This is a genomic window from Streptomyces sp. NPDC107522, from assembly GCF_055657525.1.
In genome coordinates this window covers 317,482-333,347 of record NZ_JBVKAU010000007.1, presented here as the reverse complement: position 1 = coordinate 333,347, position 15,866 = coordinate 317,482, and the positions used below count along the sequence as shown (strand labels likewise).

12 protein-coding genes are annotated in these 15,866 nt (G+C 70.9%); 5 read left to right on the top strand and 7 right to left on the bottom strand.

Annotation, left to right across the window (positions count from 1 at the left end):
* Positions 1-571 precede the first annotated feature (571 nt).
* From ACZ7L6_RS24830 to ACZ7L6_RS24815, 4 genes are all read right to left on the bottom strand, one after another.
* Positions 572-1,696 (bottom strand): GuaB3 family IMP dehydrogenase-related protein, encoded by a 1,125-nt coding sequence (locus tag ACZ7L6_RS24830; RefSeq protein ID WP_471927364.1) that lies wholly within the window; start codon positions 1,694-1,696, stop codon positions 572-574.
* Positions 1,697-1,824: 128 nt separating this feature from the next.
* Positions 1,825-3,327 (bottom strand): IMP dehydrogenase, encoded by a 1,503-nt coding sequence (gene guaB / locus ACZ7L6_RS24825; protein WP_471927362.1) that lies wholly within the window; start codon positions 3,325-3,327, stop codon positions 1,825-1,827.
* A 139-nt stretch (positions 3,328-3,466) separates the two neighbouring features.
* Positions 3,467-4,054, bottom strand: coding sequence for a sigma-70 family RNA polymerase sigma factor (locus ACZ7L6_RS24820; RefSeq protein WP_127178445.1), 588 nt, complete (start codon positions 4,052-4,054; stop codon positions 3,467-3,469).
* Between the two features lie 304 nt (positions 4,055-4,358).
* Positions 4,359-4,970 carry a response regulator transcription factor gene (locus ACZ7L6_RS24815; protein WP_003948568.1) on the bottom strand — a complete coding sequence of 204 codons (612 nt, stop codon included), beginning with the start codon at positions 4,968-4,970 and terminating at the stop codon, positions 4,359-4,361.
* Positions 4,971-5,351: 381 nt separating this feature from the next.
* Between ACZ7L6_RS24815 and ACZ7L6_RS24810 the strand changes: the two genes are divergently transcribed.
* Positions 5,352-5,681 (top strand): WhiB family transcriptional regulator, encoded by a 330-nt coding sequence (locus ACZ7L6_RS24810; RefSeq protein ID WP_433045929.1) that lies wholly within the window; start codon positions 5,352-5,354, stop codon positions 5,679-5,681.
* 64 nt (positions 5,682-5,745) lie between these two features.
* On the opposite strand, the gene ACZ7L6_RS24805 is transcribed toward ACZ7L6_RS24810, so the two are convergent.
* Positions 5,746-6,657, bottom strand: coding sequence for a LysR family transcriptional regulator (locus ACZ7L6_RS24805; protein ID WP_471927359.1), 912 nt, complete (start codon positions 6,655-6,657; stop codon positions 5,746-5,748).
* An 80-nt stretch (positions 6,658-6,737) separates the two neighbouring features.
* Here ACZ7L6_RS24805 and ACZ7L6_RS24800 point away from each other — a divergent pair, with 80 nt between their 5' ends.
* A complete protein-coding gene (locus ACZ7L6_RS24800; RefSeq protein ID WP_471927357.1) occupies positions 6,738-7,406 on the top strand; it encodes an MOSC domain-containing protein in 669 nt (222 codons plus the stop codon).
* 34 nt (positions 7,407-7,440) lie between these two features.
* Here ACZ7L6_RS24800 and ACZ7L6_RS24795 read toward each other — a convergent pair whose 3' ends face one another.
* A complete protein-coding gene (locus ACZ7L6_RS24795) occupies positions 7,441-8,376 on the bottom strand; it encodes a LysR family transcriptional regulator (RefSeq protein ID WP_471927355.1) in 936 nt (311 codons plus the stop codon).
* Between the two features lie 139 nt (positions 8,377-8,515).
* On the opposite strand from ACZ7L6_RS24795, the gene ACZ7L6_RS24790 reads away from it, so the two are divergent.
* The 3 genes from ACZ7L6_RS24790 to ACZ7L6_RS24780 all read left to right on the top strand — a co-directional run bounded on the left by ACZ7L6_RS24790 (position 8,516) and on the right by ACZ7L6_RS24780 (position 12,524).
* Positions 8,516-9,775, top strand: a complete 1,260-nt coding sequence (locus ACZ7L6_RS24790; protein WP_471927353.1) for an MFS transporter — start codon at positions 8,516-8,518, stop codon at positions 9,773-9,775.
* Between the two features lie 408 nt (positions 9,776-10,183).
* A complete protein-coding gene (locus ACZ7L6_RS24785) occupies positions 10,184-11,707 on the top strand; it encodes a multicopper oxidase family protein (protein ID WP_471927351.1) in 1,524 nt (507 codons plus the stop codon).
* A 43-nt stretch (positions 11,708-11,750) separates the two neighbouring features.
* On the top strand, positions 11,751-12,524 hold the full coding sequence (locus ACZ7L6_RS24780; RefSeq protein WP_471927349.1) for an SDR family NAD(P)-dependent oxidoreductase: 774 nt from the start codon (positions 11,751-11,753) through the stop codon (positions 12,522-12,524).
* Here ACZ7L6_RS24780 and ACZ7L6_RS24775 read toward each other — a convergent pair.
* Positions 12,487-15,825 carry a hypothetical protein gene (locus ACZ7L6_RS24775; protein WP_471927347.1) on the bottom strand — a complete coding sequence of 1,113 codons (3,339 nt, stop codon included), beginning with the start codon at positions 15,823-15,825 and terminating at the stop codon, positions 12,487-12,489. The two genes, ACZ7L6_RS24780 and ACZ7L6_RS24775, sit on opposite strands and share 38 nt — an antisense overlap.
* Positions 15,826-15,866: the final 41 nt, after the last annotated feature.

The window sequence follows — 15,866 nt, the reverse complement described above, 5'->3', positions numbered from 1 at the left end:
CTCGCGGATGGATCAGGGAGTGTCCGCCCCTAGTTGTCGTAGGGACGGCCGCTCACCATCCCGCCAATAAGTGGAGCCCACCGCAGGGGCTACTGCAGCGGGCTCCTAGCTAGTTCGCAGGTGTCCGCCCCCACTCTCTTTGGGGGCGGCCGCTCACCAGCTGTTAATCCACAAGATGCACCTCCTGCGGAACTTCACCAGCCGAAGCCAAGTGCGATCCCAGTGGGTGGGCTTGCGGTGACGGCCCATGGGCGCGCCCCCTTCCACGATGCCGCCCATATGCCCGGTAGGCGGTCCGTCTGGAGCTCGGGCCGGGCCCCGAGGGCCGGGGTCCGGAACATCTCCTTGGAAGGGGGCGCCCCAGAGAGCTTGGGTCGCCGATCACGGACACTACCGACTCCCCTCGCCCGTTCAGCCCACATTCGCCCCAAACGCAACCATGCGCCCCCTGCCCCACAACGCGCCCCCACCCAGCCCCACTTGGGCACACAAAAGGGCCGGTCACCCACCAGGAGTGACCGGCCCTTCCCTGACGCCAGACGCCGACGGAAGCGGCGTACCCGCGTAACGCCTACCGCGTGTGCTGCGAATCCGCCACCGCAACCTCGACCCGCTGGAACTCCTTCAGCTCGCTGTACCCGGTCGTGGCCATGGCCCGTCGCAGCGCACCGAAGAAGTTCATGGAACCGTCCGGCGTGTGCGACGGCCCCGTCAGCACCTCCTCGATCGTGCCGACCGTCCCGAGGTGCACCTTCTTGCCCCGCGGCAGCTCCTCGTTCACGGCCTCCATGCCCCAGTGGTGGCCCCGGCCCGGCGCGTCCGTGGCACGCGCGAGCGGGGAGCCCATCATCACGGCGTCCGCACCGCAGGCGATCGCCTTCGGCAGGTCGCCGGACCAGCCCACACCACCGTCCGCGATCACGTGCACGTACCGGCCGCCGGACTCGTCCATGTAGTCCCGGCGGGCCGCCGCCACGTCCGCGACCGCCGTCGCCATCGGGACGCGGATGCCCAGCACGTTGCGCGTGGTGTGCGCGGCGCCGCCGCCGAAGCCGACGAGCACGCCCGCGGCGCCCGTCCGCATCAGGTGCAGGGCCGCCGTGTACGTGGCGCAGCCGCCGACGATCACCGGGACGTCGAGCTCGTAGATGAACTGCTTCAGGTTCAGCGGCTCGTGCGAGGACGACACGTGCTCCGCCGAGACCGTCGTACCGCGGATGACGAAGATGTCCACGCCCGCGTCGACGACCGCCTTGGAGAACTGGGCCGTGCGCTGCGGGGAGAGCGCGGCGGCCGTGACCACGCCGGAGTCGCGCACCTCCTTGATGCGCGCGCCGATCAGCTCCTCCTTGATGGGAGCGGCGTAGATCTCCTGGAGGCGGCGGGTGGCGGCCTCCGTGGGCAGCTCCGCGATCTCGTCGAGCAGCGGCTGCGGGTCCTCGTACCGCGTCCACAGACCCTCGAGGTTCAGCACGCCGAGGCCGCCGAGCTCGCCGATGCGGATCGCGGTGGCCGGGGAGACGACCGAGTCCATGGGGGCGGCCAGGAAGGGCAGCTCGAAGCGGTAGGCGTCGATCTGCCAGGCGATCGAGACCTCCTTCGGGTCCCGCGTACGGCGGCTGGGGACGACGGCGATGTCGTCGAAGGCGTACGCCCGGCGGCCGCGCTTGCCGCGCCCGATCTCGATCTCAGTCACGTCTGTGGCCTTTCCCTGATGCGTTTCAGCGTCTACCAGTATCGCCGACGGGTACGACAAGGGCGGCCCCGGATGCCTCCGGGACCGCCCTCACCAAGCCCTCACAGCGCCTCACGCGCGCGTGCGCGTCACTTGCTGCTGTAGTTCGGCGCCTCGACCGTCATCTGGATGTCGTGCGGGTGGCTCTCCTTGAGGCCCGCGGAGGTGATCCGGACGAAGCGGCCCTTGGACTCCATCTCCTCGATGGTGGCGGCGCCCACATAGCCCATGGTCTGGCGCAGACCGCCGACGAGCTGGTGCAGCACGTTGGCCAGCGGGCCGCGGTAGGGCACCTGTCCCTCGACGCCCTCGGGCACGAGCTTGTCGTCGGAGGCGACCTCCGCCTGGAAGTAGCGGTCCTTGGAGTACGACCGGCCCTGGCCGCGGGACTGCATGGCGCCGAGCGAGCCCATACCGCGGTACGACTTGAACTGCTTGCCGTTGATGAAGAGCAGCTCGCCGGGCGACTCCTCGCAGCCCGCGAGCAGGCTGCCCAGCATCACCGTGTCGGCACCGGCGGCGAGCGCCTTGCCGATGTCGCCGGAGTACTGCAGGCCGCCGTCACCGATCACCGGGATGCCGGCCGGGCGGGCCGCGAGGCCGGCCTCGTAGATGGCGGTGACCTGCGGGACGCCGATGCCGGCGACCACGCGGGTCGTACAGATCGAGCCCGGGCCCACGCCGACCTTGATGCCGTCGACACCGGCGTCGATGAGCGCCTGCGCGCCGTCGCGGGTCGCGATGTTGCCGCCGATCACGTCGACGCTCACGCTGGACTTGATCTTCGACATCCAGCTGAGGGCGTTGCTGTTGTGGCCGTGCGAGGTGTCGACGACCAGGAAGTCCACGCCGGCCGCGGCCAGGGCCTGGGCGCGCTCCAGCGCCTCGGGGCTGGCGCCGACGGCGGCACCGACGAGGAGGCGGCCCTCGGCGTCCTTGGCGGCATTGGGGTACTTCTCGGCCTTGACGAAGTCCTTGACCGTGATGAGGCCCTTGAGGATGCCCGCGTCGTCGACCAGCGGCAGCTTCTCGATCTTGTGCTTGCGCAGCAGCTCCATGGCCTCGACGCCGGAGATGCCGACCTTGCCGGTGACCAGCGGCATCGGGGTCATGACCTCGCGCACCTGGCGGCTGCGGTCGCTCTCGAAGGCCATGTCACGGTTGGTGACGATGCCGAGCAGCTTTCCGGCCGGGTCGGTGACCGGGACGCCGCTGATGCGGAACTTGGCGCACAGCGCGTCGGCCTCGGCGAGCGTCGCCTCCGGGTGCACCGTGATCGGGTCGGTGACCATGCCGGACTCGGACCGCTTCACCAGGTCGACCTGGTTGACCTGGTCCTCGATGGACAGGTTGCGGTGCAGCACGCCGACGCCGCCGAGGCGGGCCATGGCGATCGCCATGCGGGACTCGGTGACCTTGTCCATGGCGGCGGACAGCAGGGGGATGTTGACCCGGACATTGCGGGAGATGCGGGACGAGGTGTCGACCGCGTTGGGGAGCACCTCGGATGCACCCGGCAGCAGCAGCACGTCGTCGTAGGTCAGCCCGAGTGTCGCGAATTTCTCGGGCACTCCGTCGACGTTGGCAGTCATGACACCTTCCCCAAATGGCCTTGATCGGTGCGGATGTCCATGCTAACGGGAAGCAGAGGTGGCACATTCCACGGTTCAGACCCGCTCCGGGCTTCGTATGTTCGTACGGAATCGGCGCAGCGGCCGTTCAACAGAGCAACTACTGCTCGGCCAGCGCCCGCAGGCGGCTCAGCGCCCTGTGCTGTGCAACCCGAACCGCACCGGGTGACATTCCCAACATCTGACCCGTCTCCTCCGCGGTCAAGCCCACGGCGATGCGCAGCAGCAACAGCTCCCGCTGGTTCTCGGGCAGGTTGGCCAGCAGTTTCTTGGCCCACTCGGCGTCGCTGCTCAGCAGCGCCCGCTCCTCCGGGCCGAGGGAGTCGTCCGGGCGTTCCGGCATCTCGTCGGACGGGACCGCCGTGGATCCCGGGTGCCGCATCGCCGCCCGCTGCAGGTCCGCCACCTTGTGGGCGGCGATGGCGAAGACGAACGCCTCGAAGGGGCGGCCGGTGTCCTTGTAGCGAGGAAGCGCGAGCAGGACGGCGACGCAGACCTCCTGGGCGAGGTCCTCGACGAAGTGCCGGGCGTCGCCCGGGAGGCGGGACAGCCTTGTGCGGCAGTAGCGCAGGGCCAGGGGGTGGACGTGCGCGAGCAGATCGTGCGTGGCCTGCTCGTCCCCGTCCACGGCGCGGTGGACGAGTGCACCGATCGCCCCTGCGGCAGTGGCCGCCTCGTCGTCGCGCATCGGTCCATGGTGCCTTGCGGCCGTGTGGTCCGTGGCATCGCGCCCGATGTTGTGCACCGAAGCGTTATGAGCAGGTGCGCCGGCACTCATCCCCTGCGCCCTCCCCTTCCGCTCGACCGACTCGTCCCCGAGAGACTCCACATCTCAAGGATGCGGCATCCGCGCCGAAACGAGCAGCGGGCACCCGGCGGGCCCCGTTGCCACCCCCGCTCACCTTGCGGTAAGCACGCCGACCCGCCGTGGGAAAAGCAGCCCCGCCCACCACTCGGCGGGCGGGGATCCCCGTTCCCCCGCTGAGGTCCACCTACCGGACCAGGCCCCACCGGAACCCGAGCGCCACCGCGTGTGCCCGGTCCGAGGCGCCGAGCTTCTTGAACAGCCGCCGGGCGTGGGTCTTGACGGTGTCCTCGGAGAGGAACAGCTCGCGGCCGATCTCGGCGTTGGAGCGGCCGTGGCTCATGCCCTCCAGGACCTGGATCTCACGCGCGGTGAGGGTCGGCGCGGCGCCCATCTCCGCGGAGCGCAGCCGACGCGGGGCGAGCCGCCAGGTCGGGTCGGCCAGCGCCTGCGTCACCGTGGCACGCAACTCCGCGCGCGAGGCGTCCTTGTGCAGATAGCCGCGGGCACCGGCGGCGACCGCGAGGGCCACGCCGTCCAGGTCCTCGGCGACGGTGAGCATGATGATGCGCGCACCGGGGTCGGCGGACAGCAGCCGCCGCACGGTCTCGACGCCGCCCAGGCCGGGCATGCGTACGTCCATCAGAATCAGGTCCGAGCGGTCGGCGCCCCAGCGGCGGAGGACTTCCTCGCCGTTGGCCGCCGTCGTCACACGCTCGACGCCGGGCACGGTCGCGACCGCGCGGCGGAGCGCCTCTCGGGCAAGCGGGGAGTCGTCGCAGACGAGGACGGATGTCATGGCCGCCCTCCGCAGCTGATGCACGTCACCTTGAGCCTCCAGGCTGGTACGAAATCGTCACCTGTGCGGTCGACCGTCTCGGACGCCTGCCCGAGCGCTTGTTGCTTCAACCGCCTCCGCCCTCTCAACGACGGTCACTCGAAAGAGTTACGGGGCCGTGTGCCATCTTCGGCACTCTACGTGAGGGGACGGACACGGGGCAGACATGCACGACGGACCCTCAATGTTTCATCACAACCCATGCCCCATTCAGCCCTTTTTCTTCCCGTTTGTTGGCGATTGGGGCTAGATTCGCAATGAGTCATATTTTCATCTCCTTAGATCGTAGATGTACGGTCGTGGACACCGTATCCGCCCAGAACGGCTACAAGGGGTCACGCAATGGCAGATTTCTCCCGCCTTCCCGGACCGAACGCGGACCTGTGGGACTGGCAGCTGCTGGCTGCCTGCCGCGGGGTGGACAGCTCGCTCTTCTTTCATCCCGAGGGTGAGCGCGGTGCGGCTCGGAGTGCTCGTGAGAACTCGGCCAAGGAGGTCTGCATGAGGTGCCCGGTGCGCGCGCAGTGCGCGGCGCACGCGCTGGCGGTCCGCGAACCGTACGGCGTCTGGGGCGGCTTGACCGAGGACGAGCGCGAGGAGCTCATGGGGCGGGCGCGCAACCGGCTGGTCTCGGCGTCGACGACCAGCGGGGAGGCCGGTCCGAACAACTGAAGGAACGTTTCTGCAACCGGGCACGCGCACGCGTGCCCTTGTTTTTGGCCACCGGTGCCTTCCGCTACCGGGCAGCGGCCCGCGCGAGCTGCTCGAGCGTCGCCGCCACCGCCGGCACCTGCGCCAGGTCGGGCAGGGTGAGCGCGACGATCTCCCGCCGCACCGCCGGCTCCAGCGTCACCATGCGCACCCCTCGCGGCCGTACGGACTCGACGGCGAGCTGGGGCAGTACGGCCACGCCCAGGCCGGCGCCCACCAGGCCGACGACCGCCGGATAGTCGTCCGTGGCGAAGTCGATGCGGGGCGTGAAGCCGGCGCTCTCGCACACTTCGATCAACTGTCCTCGGCAGCGCGGGCATCCGGCGATCCACGGCTCGGCGGCGAGTTCCCCGATGGCGAGGGACCCTGCGGCCGCGGTGCGCGCGAGCCGATGCCGTTCGGGTACGAGGGCGACGAGCCGGTCGGTCAGCAGCGGGCGTACGACGAGGTCGTCCCACTCCCCTTCCGGTGCGCCCGCGGCACCCTCGTACCGGAAGGCGAGGGCCACGTCGCAGTCGCCCTCGCGCAGCAGCTCGACGGAGTTCGGGGGCTCGGCCTCCTCCAGGGAGACGCGGGTGCCGGGGTGCGCGGCGCGCAGGGCGGCGAGGGCGGTCGGGACCAGCGTGGAGCTGCCGCTGGGGAAGGAGACGAGGCGGACGCGGCCGGCCCGTAGCCCGGCGATGGCGGCGACCTCCTCCTCGGCGGCGGTGAGTCCGGCCAGGATCCCGGCGGCGTGCCGGACCAGCGCCTCACCGGCCTGGGTCAGCCGCATCTCGCGCCCGCTACGGACCAGAAGGGGGGTGCCGACGGATGCTTCCAGGGCCTTCATCTGCTGGCTGACGGCGGGCTGGGTGCAGCCCAGTTCGCGTCCTGCCGCGGAGAAGGAACCGGTGGCGGCGACGGCGCGCAGCACTCGGAGATGACGGGCCTCGATCACAGTTCGAGCATAAGGGAGCCTTGGATCTCGCGCCGAATAACGCATGGACGCTTTGACCAGCGGTCGCCTACCGTGCCGCCATGAAGCTTCTTTCAGTGAACCTGGGCCGCCGGACGCATGTGCCGTACACGGATCACCCGGAAGGCGTGACCGGGATCGACAAGCAGCCGGTGGGGGGACCGGTGCGGGTGGCGGCGCCCGGCCCCAAGGGGATCGGGGCCAGCGGGGTGGCCGGGGACGAGGTGTGCAGCACGCGCTATCACGGCGGGGACGACCAGGCCGTGTACGCGGTGGCGCGCGAGGACCTCGACGACTGGGAGCGCGAGCTGGGGCGGTCGCTGGCGAACGGCGGGTTCGGCGAGAACCTCACGACCGAGGGCGTGGACGTCTCGGGTGCGCTGATCGGCGAGCGCTGGCGGATCGGGTCCGAGGTGGTGCTGGAGGTCACCTCCGGGCGGATTCCCTGTCGTACCTTCCAGGGCCATGTCGGTGAGAAGCAGTGGGTGAAGCGGTTCACGGCGAAGGGGGCGCCGGGGGCGTATCTGCGGGTGATCGAGCCGGGCGAGGTCCGTGCCGGCGATGCGATGGAGGTCGTCCACCGGCCCGATCACGGCGTGACGGTGGCGCTGCAGTTCCGGGCGGTCACGACGGAGCGGACATTGCTGCCGCGGCTGCTGGCGGCGGGCGAGGCCCTGCATCCGGAGTCGTTGGAGGCGGCGCGGAAGTACGTGGAGAAATACGGCTCCTGACGGGGGCTCGGCCGGGAGCAGGGCCTGATGGCGTTCAGCGCGGGATCACCCAGCGCGGCGTCCAGGTTCCGGCGGCGTCGTGGCCGGCCGCTGTGGCGGCGAGGTGGGCGCGGAGGGTGGCCAGCGCCGGGTGCGGGTTGTCGCGGTGCCAGAGGAGCGAGTGCGGGTAGACGGGCGTCGGGTCCGTCACGGGGATGCGGCGCAGGCCGTGGCCGGCGGGCCAGATGAGGCGGGTGTGCTCGCCCATGAAGGTGGCCAGGGCCGGGGTGTCGGCGACGGTGTCGAGGAGGGCGTCGGAGCCGAAGTTGGGGCCGGTCGACTCGATGGTGAGGCCGAACTCGGCGACGAGGTCGTCGTAGTAGGCGGCCCATTCGCTACCGGGGACGAGGCCGGGAATCCAGATCCGGTGCCCGGCGAGCTGGGCGACGGTCACCCAGCGGGCGCCCGCCAGCGCGTGGGCGGGGCCGGTGAGGAGCTGGAGCGGCTCGTCGAGCACGCGGACGGACTCGATGTCCTCGGGAAGGGGACGGCCGGGCGCGGCGACGGCGCGGAACGAGGCGTCGATCGAGCCGGAGCGGATGGCGGTGACGGCCGGCTCGATGTCGAGCAGCATCAGCACGTCGAGCGCGATCTCGGGGTGGGCGCGGTGGAATCCGCGCATCAGACCGGACGCCGCGCCGCGCGAGGCGATCACGTCGACGCGCAGCGGACGGCGGCCCGTGTGCACGGACGCGACCGCGCGCTCGGCGGCGCGCATCAGCTCGCGCGCGTGGGGCAGGAACGCCTGACCGTCGATGGTGAGCTCGGCGCCGCGCGGCGTGCGCGTGAACAGCCGCACGCCGAGGTTGCGCTCCAGCGCGGCGATGCGCTTGGAGACAGCCTGCTGGGTGATCGACAGATCGGCGGCGGCCTTCTGGAACTGGCCCGCTTCCGCGACGGCGACGAAGGTGTGTACTGCTTCGAGATCCACGCCGAGTCACCTTAGGGAACAACGCATGGTTGTGGGTCTGTGGTGGTTCGGTTGTTTGACCTGCTGCCGTGCTGCTCGATTTGCTCTCACCGGTCAACGTCGGTTTGTTCGGGTGGGGTATCGAGGGGCGCGCTGAGCGGTGGTGGGCAGGAGACGGCTGGGCCGGCGGTTCGGCTGGCTGTGGGCGGCGTACGCGGTGAGCGCCTACGGGTCCGGGCTGGGGTTCGGGGCGTTGCCGCTGATCGCCGTGATGGTGTTGCACGCCGGCCCCGCCGAGGTGTCCGCGCTGTCCGCGGTGGGGCCCGCGGTGGGCGCGCTGATCGCGGTGCCCCTCGCGCCGTGGGTGGAGTTCCGGCGCAAGCGCCCGGTGATGATCGCGATGGACCTGACCCGGTTTGCCGTCATGGCGACGATCCCGGTCGCCTACGCCTTCGGCTGGCTCGGTTTCGTGCAGCTGCTCGTGATCTCGGCCGTCGTCGCCGCGGCCAAGATCGCCTTCAACGCGGCCGGCGGCGCCTACCTCAAGGCCCTCGTCCGGCCGGACGACCTGCTCGTGGCCAACGCGCGGTTCGAGTCGACGAACTGGAGCTCCATCGCGGTCGGGCCACCGCTGGGCGGGGCGGCGATCGGCCTGTTCGGGCCGGTCACGACCGTCGTGGCCGACGCGCTCAGCCATCTGTTCTCCGCGCTGGGCATCACCGCGATCGGCGGCCGGGAAGAAGCGCCGCCACAGAAGGCGATCGGCAAAAGCCCGGTGCGGGCAGGCGCATTGCTCGACGGCTGGCGGCACATCATGGGCCATCCCGGTCTGCGGGCGCTCTACCTCAACAACATGCTCGTCGCCGGTCTGATCATGGCCACCGAGCCGCTGCTGGCCGTGCTCCTCCTTCGCCAACTCGGGTTCCCGCCCTGGCAGTACGGCCTCGCCTTCGCCGCCCCCTGTGTCGGCGGACTGATCGGCTCCCGGCTGGCCCGCCGTGTCCTGGCCCGCTACGGCCGGCACGGGGTCTTCCGGACCGTCGGCACCCTGCGCGCCATCTGGCTGATCGGCCTGGCCTTCGTCCGTCCCGGCGTCGTCGGCCTCGTCACCGTGATGGCTGTCGAGCTGGCGATCATCATCAACATGAGCCTGTACACGCCGGTGCTCGCCACCTACCGGCTCGAGCGGACCCCCAAGCACCTCGTCGCCCGCACGCTGTCGGCATGGTCGATCGGCCAGCAGGCGTCCGTCGCCGTCTTCACCGCGCTCGGCGGGCTGCTCGCCGACGTCACCAGCCCACGCACCGCTCTCACGGTCGCCGGACTGCTCATCCTGACCACCCCGCTCCTGCTTCCCCGACGCGATCAGACGTCCCCGACGCCTCCGGACGTCGCGGCGCGAGCCGGAACCGGCCCGTAGTCACTCATGGCGGCCCGCGACTCGCCGCCGTAGGCCATGGGCCGTGGGCCGTGGGCCGCAGCTGCCCGCCGATGCCGGAAGGCGGGGACCGCAACGCTGTGCTCGTTCGCGTGGAAGGGGGCCGGGGGCTGATCCGCAGTCAGCCGAGTCGGCCAGAGGCGGGTTGGCGGTCAGTCAGGGGCCGGTCGGCGGTCGGACGAGGGCCGGTCGGCAGTCAGCCGGGGGCCGGTCCCCGGTCAGCCAAGGGCCGGTCGGCGGTCGGACGAGGGCCAGCGGCGAGCGTCGGCGGTCGGCCAGGTGCCGCACGGCTCCTAGGGGGAAACCCCGTACGAGCGGCGGGGGTTGGCTCGGGGTCGGCAGGGGGACGACCCGGATGTTCGGCGGGCGGCGATCAAGGACGCTCGAAGCATGTCCCGCTTCAAGCGCGTCCTCATCGTCCTCGGTTCCGTCGTCACGGTCGTCGTGATGGCGGTCGGCGGCCTGTTCGCCTGGCTGTGGACCGGCGCCGACGTGAACACGGTCGGCAAGGCCTCGTTCGACAACGCGCTGGCGATACCGCCCCTGGCCGAGTCCACCGTCGACAAGGACGGCACGCGCGTCTTCGACCTGCGCATGCGCGCGGGCGAGACGGAGTTCGAGGACGGCCTGAAGACTCCGACCTGGGGATTCAACGGCTCCTACCTCGGCCCGACGCTCCGCGCGGCACGCGGCGAAAAGGTCCGCGTGCGCATGGCGAACGGGCTCGAAGAAGCGTCCAGCGTGCACTGGCACGGCATGCACCTGCCCGCACGGATGGACGGCGGCCCGCACCAGATGATCGCCCCCGGCGGCACCTGGGCTCCGCACTGGACCGTGGACCAGCCGGCCGCGACGCTCTGGTACCACCCGCACCCGCACGGCGCGACCGAACGGCATGTGCGGCGGGGCCTGGCAGGCCTGTTCATCCTCGACGACGAGAAGTCCGGGAAGCTCGCCCTGCCGAAGCGGTACGGCGTCGACGACCTGCCCGTCATCGTGCAGGACATGCGCTTCGACGGCGCGAAGCTCGACGACGGCCACAGGATCATGCAGAACGTGGGTTTCCTCGGCGACCGGACGATGGTCAACGGCACGCTGCGTCCCTTCCGGGAGGTCGGCGACGAGCTCATACGGCTGCGCCTGCTCAACGCGTCGACGGCGCGGACGTACGCCTTCGGTTTCCCGGACGGCCGCGCCTTCTCGCTGATAGCGACGGACGGGGGTCTGCTGGAGCGGCCGGAGTCCATGGACCGGGTCCAGTTGTCGCCGGGTGAGCGCGCCGAGATCGTCGTGCGGATGCGGGCGGGTGAGCGGGCGATGCTGCGCAGCTTCCCGCAGGACAACTACGGGGACGCCTGGAATCGGCGGTTCGGTGGGGGCGACGACTCCTTCGACGTACTGGAGCTGCGGGCGGCCGGCGAGCTCCGGCCGTCACCCGCGATACCGGCCGCACTGGCCGAGTCGGAGACACCGGACGGCGCGGATGCGGTGCGCGGGCGGTACTTCGATCTGAAGCGGTCCGGTATCAACGGGCGGGCGATGGCCATGGGCCGCGTCGACGAGACGGTCACGCGGGGGACGACGGAGGTGTGGACGGTCCGCAACAGCAACGGCATGCCGCACAACTTCCATGTGCACGACGTGCAGTTCCGGGTGCTGGAGGTGAACGGCGAGGCGCCGCCGGCGGCGCTGCGCGGGCCGAAGGACACGGTGTTCCTGCCGAACGGCACGACCATGAAGCTGGCGCTGCGCTTCACCGGGCCGGCCGATCCGGACACGCCGTACATGTACCACTGTCATCTGCTGTACCACGAGGACCAAGGGATGATGGGCCAGTTCGTGGTGGTGGAGAAGGGGCAGCGGGCGCAGGCACCGTCGCGGCATTCGGACCGGTCGGGGCACGAGCACGGCTGAGACGGGAGCGGAAGCGCGTAGTCCGGGGCCCTAACCTTGCGCCATGACAACGGCACTGATTACGGGATCGACCGCGGGCATCGGCGCCGCGTTCGCGCGGCGGCTGGCCGGTGACGGGCACGACCTCGTCCTGGTGGCCCGGGACACCAAGCGGCTGCGGGAGCAGGCGACCGAACTGCACGACCGGCACGGCATCGAGGCGGAGGTGCTGACGGCCGACCTGGCGGAGGACACCGGCATCGAGACGGTCGCCGCCCGCCTCGGCGACCGCAGGAACCCCGTCGACCTGCTGATCAACAATGCCGGCTTCGGCAACAAGGGCCGCTATCTCGACGTCTCCATGGCCGACGAGCTGAAGATGCTCAAGGTGCACTGCGAGGCGGTGCTGCGCCTGACGTCGGCGGCGACGGAGGCGATGCGGGAGCGGGGGCGCGGGGGCGTCGTCAACGTCGCGTCGGTCGCGGCCTTCGTGCCGCGCGGAACGTACGGCGCGTCCAAGGCGTGGGTCGTGCAGTTCACGCAGGGCGCGGCGCGGGATCTGGCGGGGAGCGGGGTGCGGTTGATGGCGCTGTGCCCGGGGTTCGTACGGACCGAGTTCCATCAGCGGGCCGGGATGGGGACGGACAACATTCCGGGGTGGATGTGGCTGGATGCGGACAAGCTGGTGGCGACGGCGCTCAACGACCTGGCGCGGGGGAAGACCCTCTCGATTCCGGACCCCCGCTACAAGGTGCTGATGGGAGCGGCGAAGTTGGTGCCTCGGGGGGTGCTCGGGGGGATCAGTTCGCGGACGGGGCGGAAGTACGGGCCGCAGTAGGGACGCTGGTGGGTGCCGGCGGCGGACGCAGCGCCTCGATGATGACAGGTACGACGCTCGGCTCCAGGCGTACGAGGGCGGGAATCGCGTCGACCCAGTCGCCCTTGCCCAGCATGTGCACGGCCAGCCGACGAGCAGCGGCCGGTTCCATGACGGGGGCCAGAGCCGCCACGGCCCGCACGCTCGCGCGGGCGGGATCGTCGACGGGACCCGCCAGCCGCGCCGCCCGCTCGACCTCACCGGCCGCGACGAGTTCCTCTACCAGCGCGTCGTTGGCATCACCTTGCTGACCGGCGCCCGCGGCGTCGGTGACATACCTCTCGGCGCGCTCGTACCAGCCCGTGGTGACAAGCGCGTTGAGGACGGTTTCGTGCCCCGTCCGGCGCTGGACCGCCACCTCCGCCGCCGCGTCCATCTCCCTGAGCGCAGCGGCGTCGTCGCCCAGGGCATGCCAGGCCCGGAAGAGGTGAGTGCCCCTCGTCAGGACCTGCCACCCGTCGGCCACCGACTGCGGGTCCTCTCGCTCCGGAAACCCGTCCAGCAGAGCGCGGGCTCGTTTCTCCTGGCCCGACAGCGCCAGGGCCGCGGCGATCCCCGCGCGGGCGCAGACTCGGTCGAGGCGATGCCCGATCCGGTCGGCCAGGGCCAAGGCACGCTCCACCTCGCCGGCTTCGGCCAGCTTCGGTGCCATGTCCCCGTACAGGAAGTCGCGAAGGGGCGGCTCGTGCCTCCTGGCGATCTCTTCGGCACTTTCATAGTCGCCGGCTGCGATCCGGTCGAGGGCGATCGCGGACCATGTACCTCGCAGTTGATACGGCTCGAAGGCCCTGTCGGCCAGTTTCTCCGCCCTGGACCACTCCCCCGCCCGGGCCAGTTCCTCCGACACCCAGCCGAGGAGCGAGTCATGTGCGTAGACGTCGGACTCCCACAGTCCGTCGCGTGCCGGAGACGGCGGGACGAGGGCTTCCACGTCCTCGAGCAGGGACAGAGCGAGTGTGCTCTCGCCGGCCTCCCGGAGGGCCTGCGCCACCACGGCCCGCAACCAGGCGTCCCGATGCCTCGGTACCCGTGTGCGCACCGCCGTCTCGACACGAGCCAGGAGCCCGATGGCTTCGTCCATGTGCCCTTGTCCGGCCCAGGAGACCACACCGCGGGCCAGAGCGTCGGCGACCCCCTGTCCGTGGTGCAGTTGCCCCGCGATGGTCTCGGCCCGATCGAACTGTCCGTGAGCGGCGAGTACTTCGACCATCTCGGCCAGCGCGTCCTCGTGGATGTCCTCGTCCTGGATCTCGGCGGCGAGCGCCTCGGCCTCGGTGATCCGTCCGTCCACCGCGAGTCTCGTCACCAACTCGGCTGTCGCCAGGGACCGGTCGTACTCGTCCTCGATGCTTTCGACGTATGCGGCCGCGCGCCCGAATTCACCTCTGAGCGCGAGAGCCGCGACCAGCCGCTGAACCCCTGGGCCGCCGTCATCGTCCATGCCGATCCCGCGTTCTTCTCCCAGCTCCCGGGCCTCGGCCAACACGGCTTCGGCTCGTGCTTTCTCCCCGGCGCGGGCGAGGACCGAGGCCAGGCGGGTCAGTGCCGCGGGTTCGAAGGCCGGCCCCACCGATCTCGCCAGGGCCTCCGCCCGCTCGAACCGCCCGGCGGCGGCCCATCCTTCGACCATGTCGACGAGGGGTTCCCCTCGCTCGATCTCCAACGGCATCCGCCTGACCACCTGTTCGAGACGGTCCGCCAGGCCTTCCGCGCCGACCGCCGCGAGGACCCCGACGACGCGCGCCGTGCACAGGGCGCCTTCGCGGTCCACGAGCAGGCCCGCCAGATCCTTCTGGGCATCGATGGCGACCTCGAAGGCCCGTCGCCGGTCACCGTGCGCACAGAGAACCGCGGCGACCTCTGCCATCGCGGCCGCCCGGACGCGAGGCGACGGGATGGACCGGGCCATCGCCTCCGCCCGCTCCGTCTGGCCCAGCCGGGCCCGGGCCCGGCACAGTTCCACGGTGATGCCGAGGCTGCGGTGCTCCACGTCCGTCCGATGCACGGCCAGTCTCAGCAGGTTCGGCAGGTCGGGGTCCGCGGCCTGCACGAGGCGGTCCCCGGCAGCGCGGATCTCCGTGAGCGCGGCCGTGTCCCCACCCGTCCTGTCGAACATCCGGTCGTGGCGGGCCTCGTCCATGGCCAGGGCGGTCATGCGGTCCACGTCGCCCACTGCGCTCAGCATCCGGAAGTACCCGCGAAGCAGGTACTCCGGTGTCGTCGCGGGCCAGCCCCGGTCGCGCCAGTCGTCGGCCCAGTCGTGGAGCCTGCGCCGGTGGCGGTCGAGTTCGGCCGGACCGAGGATCTTCTCCGCGAGGATCTGCAGTTCCTCGTGTCCGAGCAGGTACGCCTTCACCCGGAGGCCGAACGTGCGTCCCGCGTGCGTCGCCAGGACTTCTTCGACCTCGTACTCCGACGCCCCGGTCAGCGCGGCGAGATCCTCGGCCGTCAGACCGCCTCCGGCCGCCGTGACCAGGGCCAGCAGGTCGCGTTCCAGTCCTCCGGCCCGGTGCAGGAGCTTCAGCTCGCTCTTCGCGTTCACACGTACGACGTCGGCGTGCGGAGACACCGAGAGGATGCGGACGATCGCGGGGTCGTGCAGAGGATGGTCCGCCGGGACGTCCTCGGGAAGCGGTGGATTCAACCGGCCGGCCACGATCACCCGCATTCCGGCCGCCGGCCTCCTGGGCAGCAGGCTCGCGATGCTGCGGGCGTCCGGTCCTGTGGTGACGCCGCGATCCTCGTCCAGCCCGTCCACCAGCAGGACGAGACGCTCTCCGCGCCGGGCGCAGGCCTGTGCCGCTTCCTTGTAGAGGCGCAGCAGTTGTCCGTCACGGGCCGTCGGCTTCAGGTCGGCCGGAAGTCCCTCACCCACCAGTTCGGCAAGCTGCTCGAGTACGACCTCGGCGTATGCGTCGACGTCGTTCTGTGCGGCCAGCCGGGCGGTGACGAAGAATGACACGACTCGCACGCCTCGTGGGGGTCGCAGTGCGAAGCTCGCCATCAGAGCGGTCTTGCCGGCCCAGGCTCCGGCCCGCCACCAGGCGTACGCGGGACCGGAGTCGGCGGTGCAGAAGGCGGCCAACTCGGCCAACTCCCGTTCTCTGTCCAGGATCGCGAAGGGGGCGATCAACTGCACTACCTGCTCCCGGTAGGCCGAGCGTGCCGGGGGCGCCACGACGATCTGGTTATGGTCCCCGGTGACCGCCACCCCGATGTCCCGTCCCGCGGCCACCGACCGCTGCTTCCCCCACCAGCGCATGCCGTCATGATGCCAAAGCGCCGACAGGCACAGCGCCTGCC

What these genes read in the sequence shown, in the direction of transcription:
- ACZ7L6_RS24800 (WP_471927357.1), top strand. Translation starts at nt 6,738, where the DNA reads ATGAAGCTTCTTTCAGTGAACCTGGGCCGCCGGACGCATGTGCCGTAC.
- ACZ7L6_RS24775 (WP_471927347.1), bottom strand. Translation starts at nt 15,825, where the DNA reads ATGCGCTGGTGGGGGAAGCAGCGGTCGGTGGCCGCGGGACGGGACATC.
- ACZ7L6_RS24785 (WP_471927351.1), top strand. Translation starts at nt 10,184, where the DNA reads ATGTCCCGCTTCAAGCGCGTCCTCATCGTCCTCGGTTCCGTCGTCACG.
- ACZ7L6_RS24815 (WP_003948568.1), bottom strand. Translation starts at nt 4,970, where the DNA reads ATGACATCCGTCCTCGTCTGCGACGACTCCCCGCTTGCCCGAGAGGCG.
- guaB (WP_471927362.1), bottom strand. Translation starts at nt 3,327, where the DNA reads ATGACTGCCAACGTCGACGGAGTGCCCGAGAAATTCGCGACACTCGGG.
- ACZ7L6_RS24810 (WP_433045929.1), top strand. Translation starts at nt 5,352, where the DNA reads ATGGCAGATTTCTCCCGCCTTCCCGGACCGAACGCGGACCTGTGGGAC.
- ACZ7L6_RS24780 (WP_471927349.1), top strand. Translation starts at nt 11,751, where the DNA reads ATGACAACGGCACTGATTACGGGATCGACCGCGGGCATCGGCGCCGCG.
- ACZ7L6_RS24820 (WP_127178445.1), bottom strand. Translation starts at nt 4,054, where the DNA reads ATGCGCGACGACGAGGCGGCCACTGCCGCAGGGGCGATCGGTGCACTC.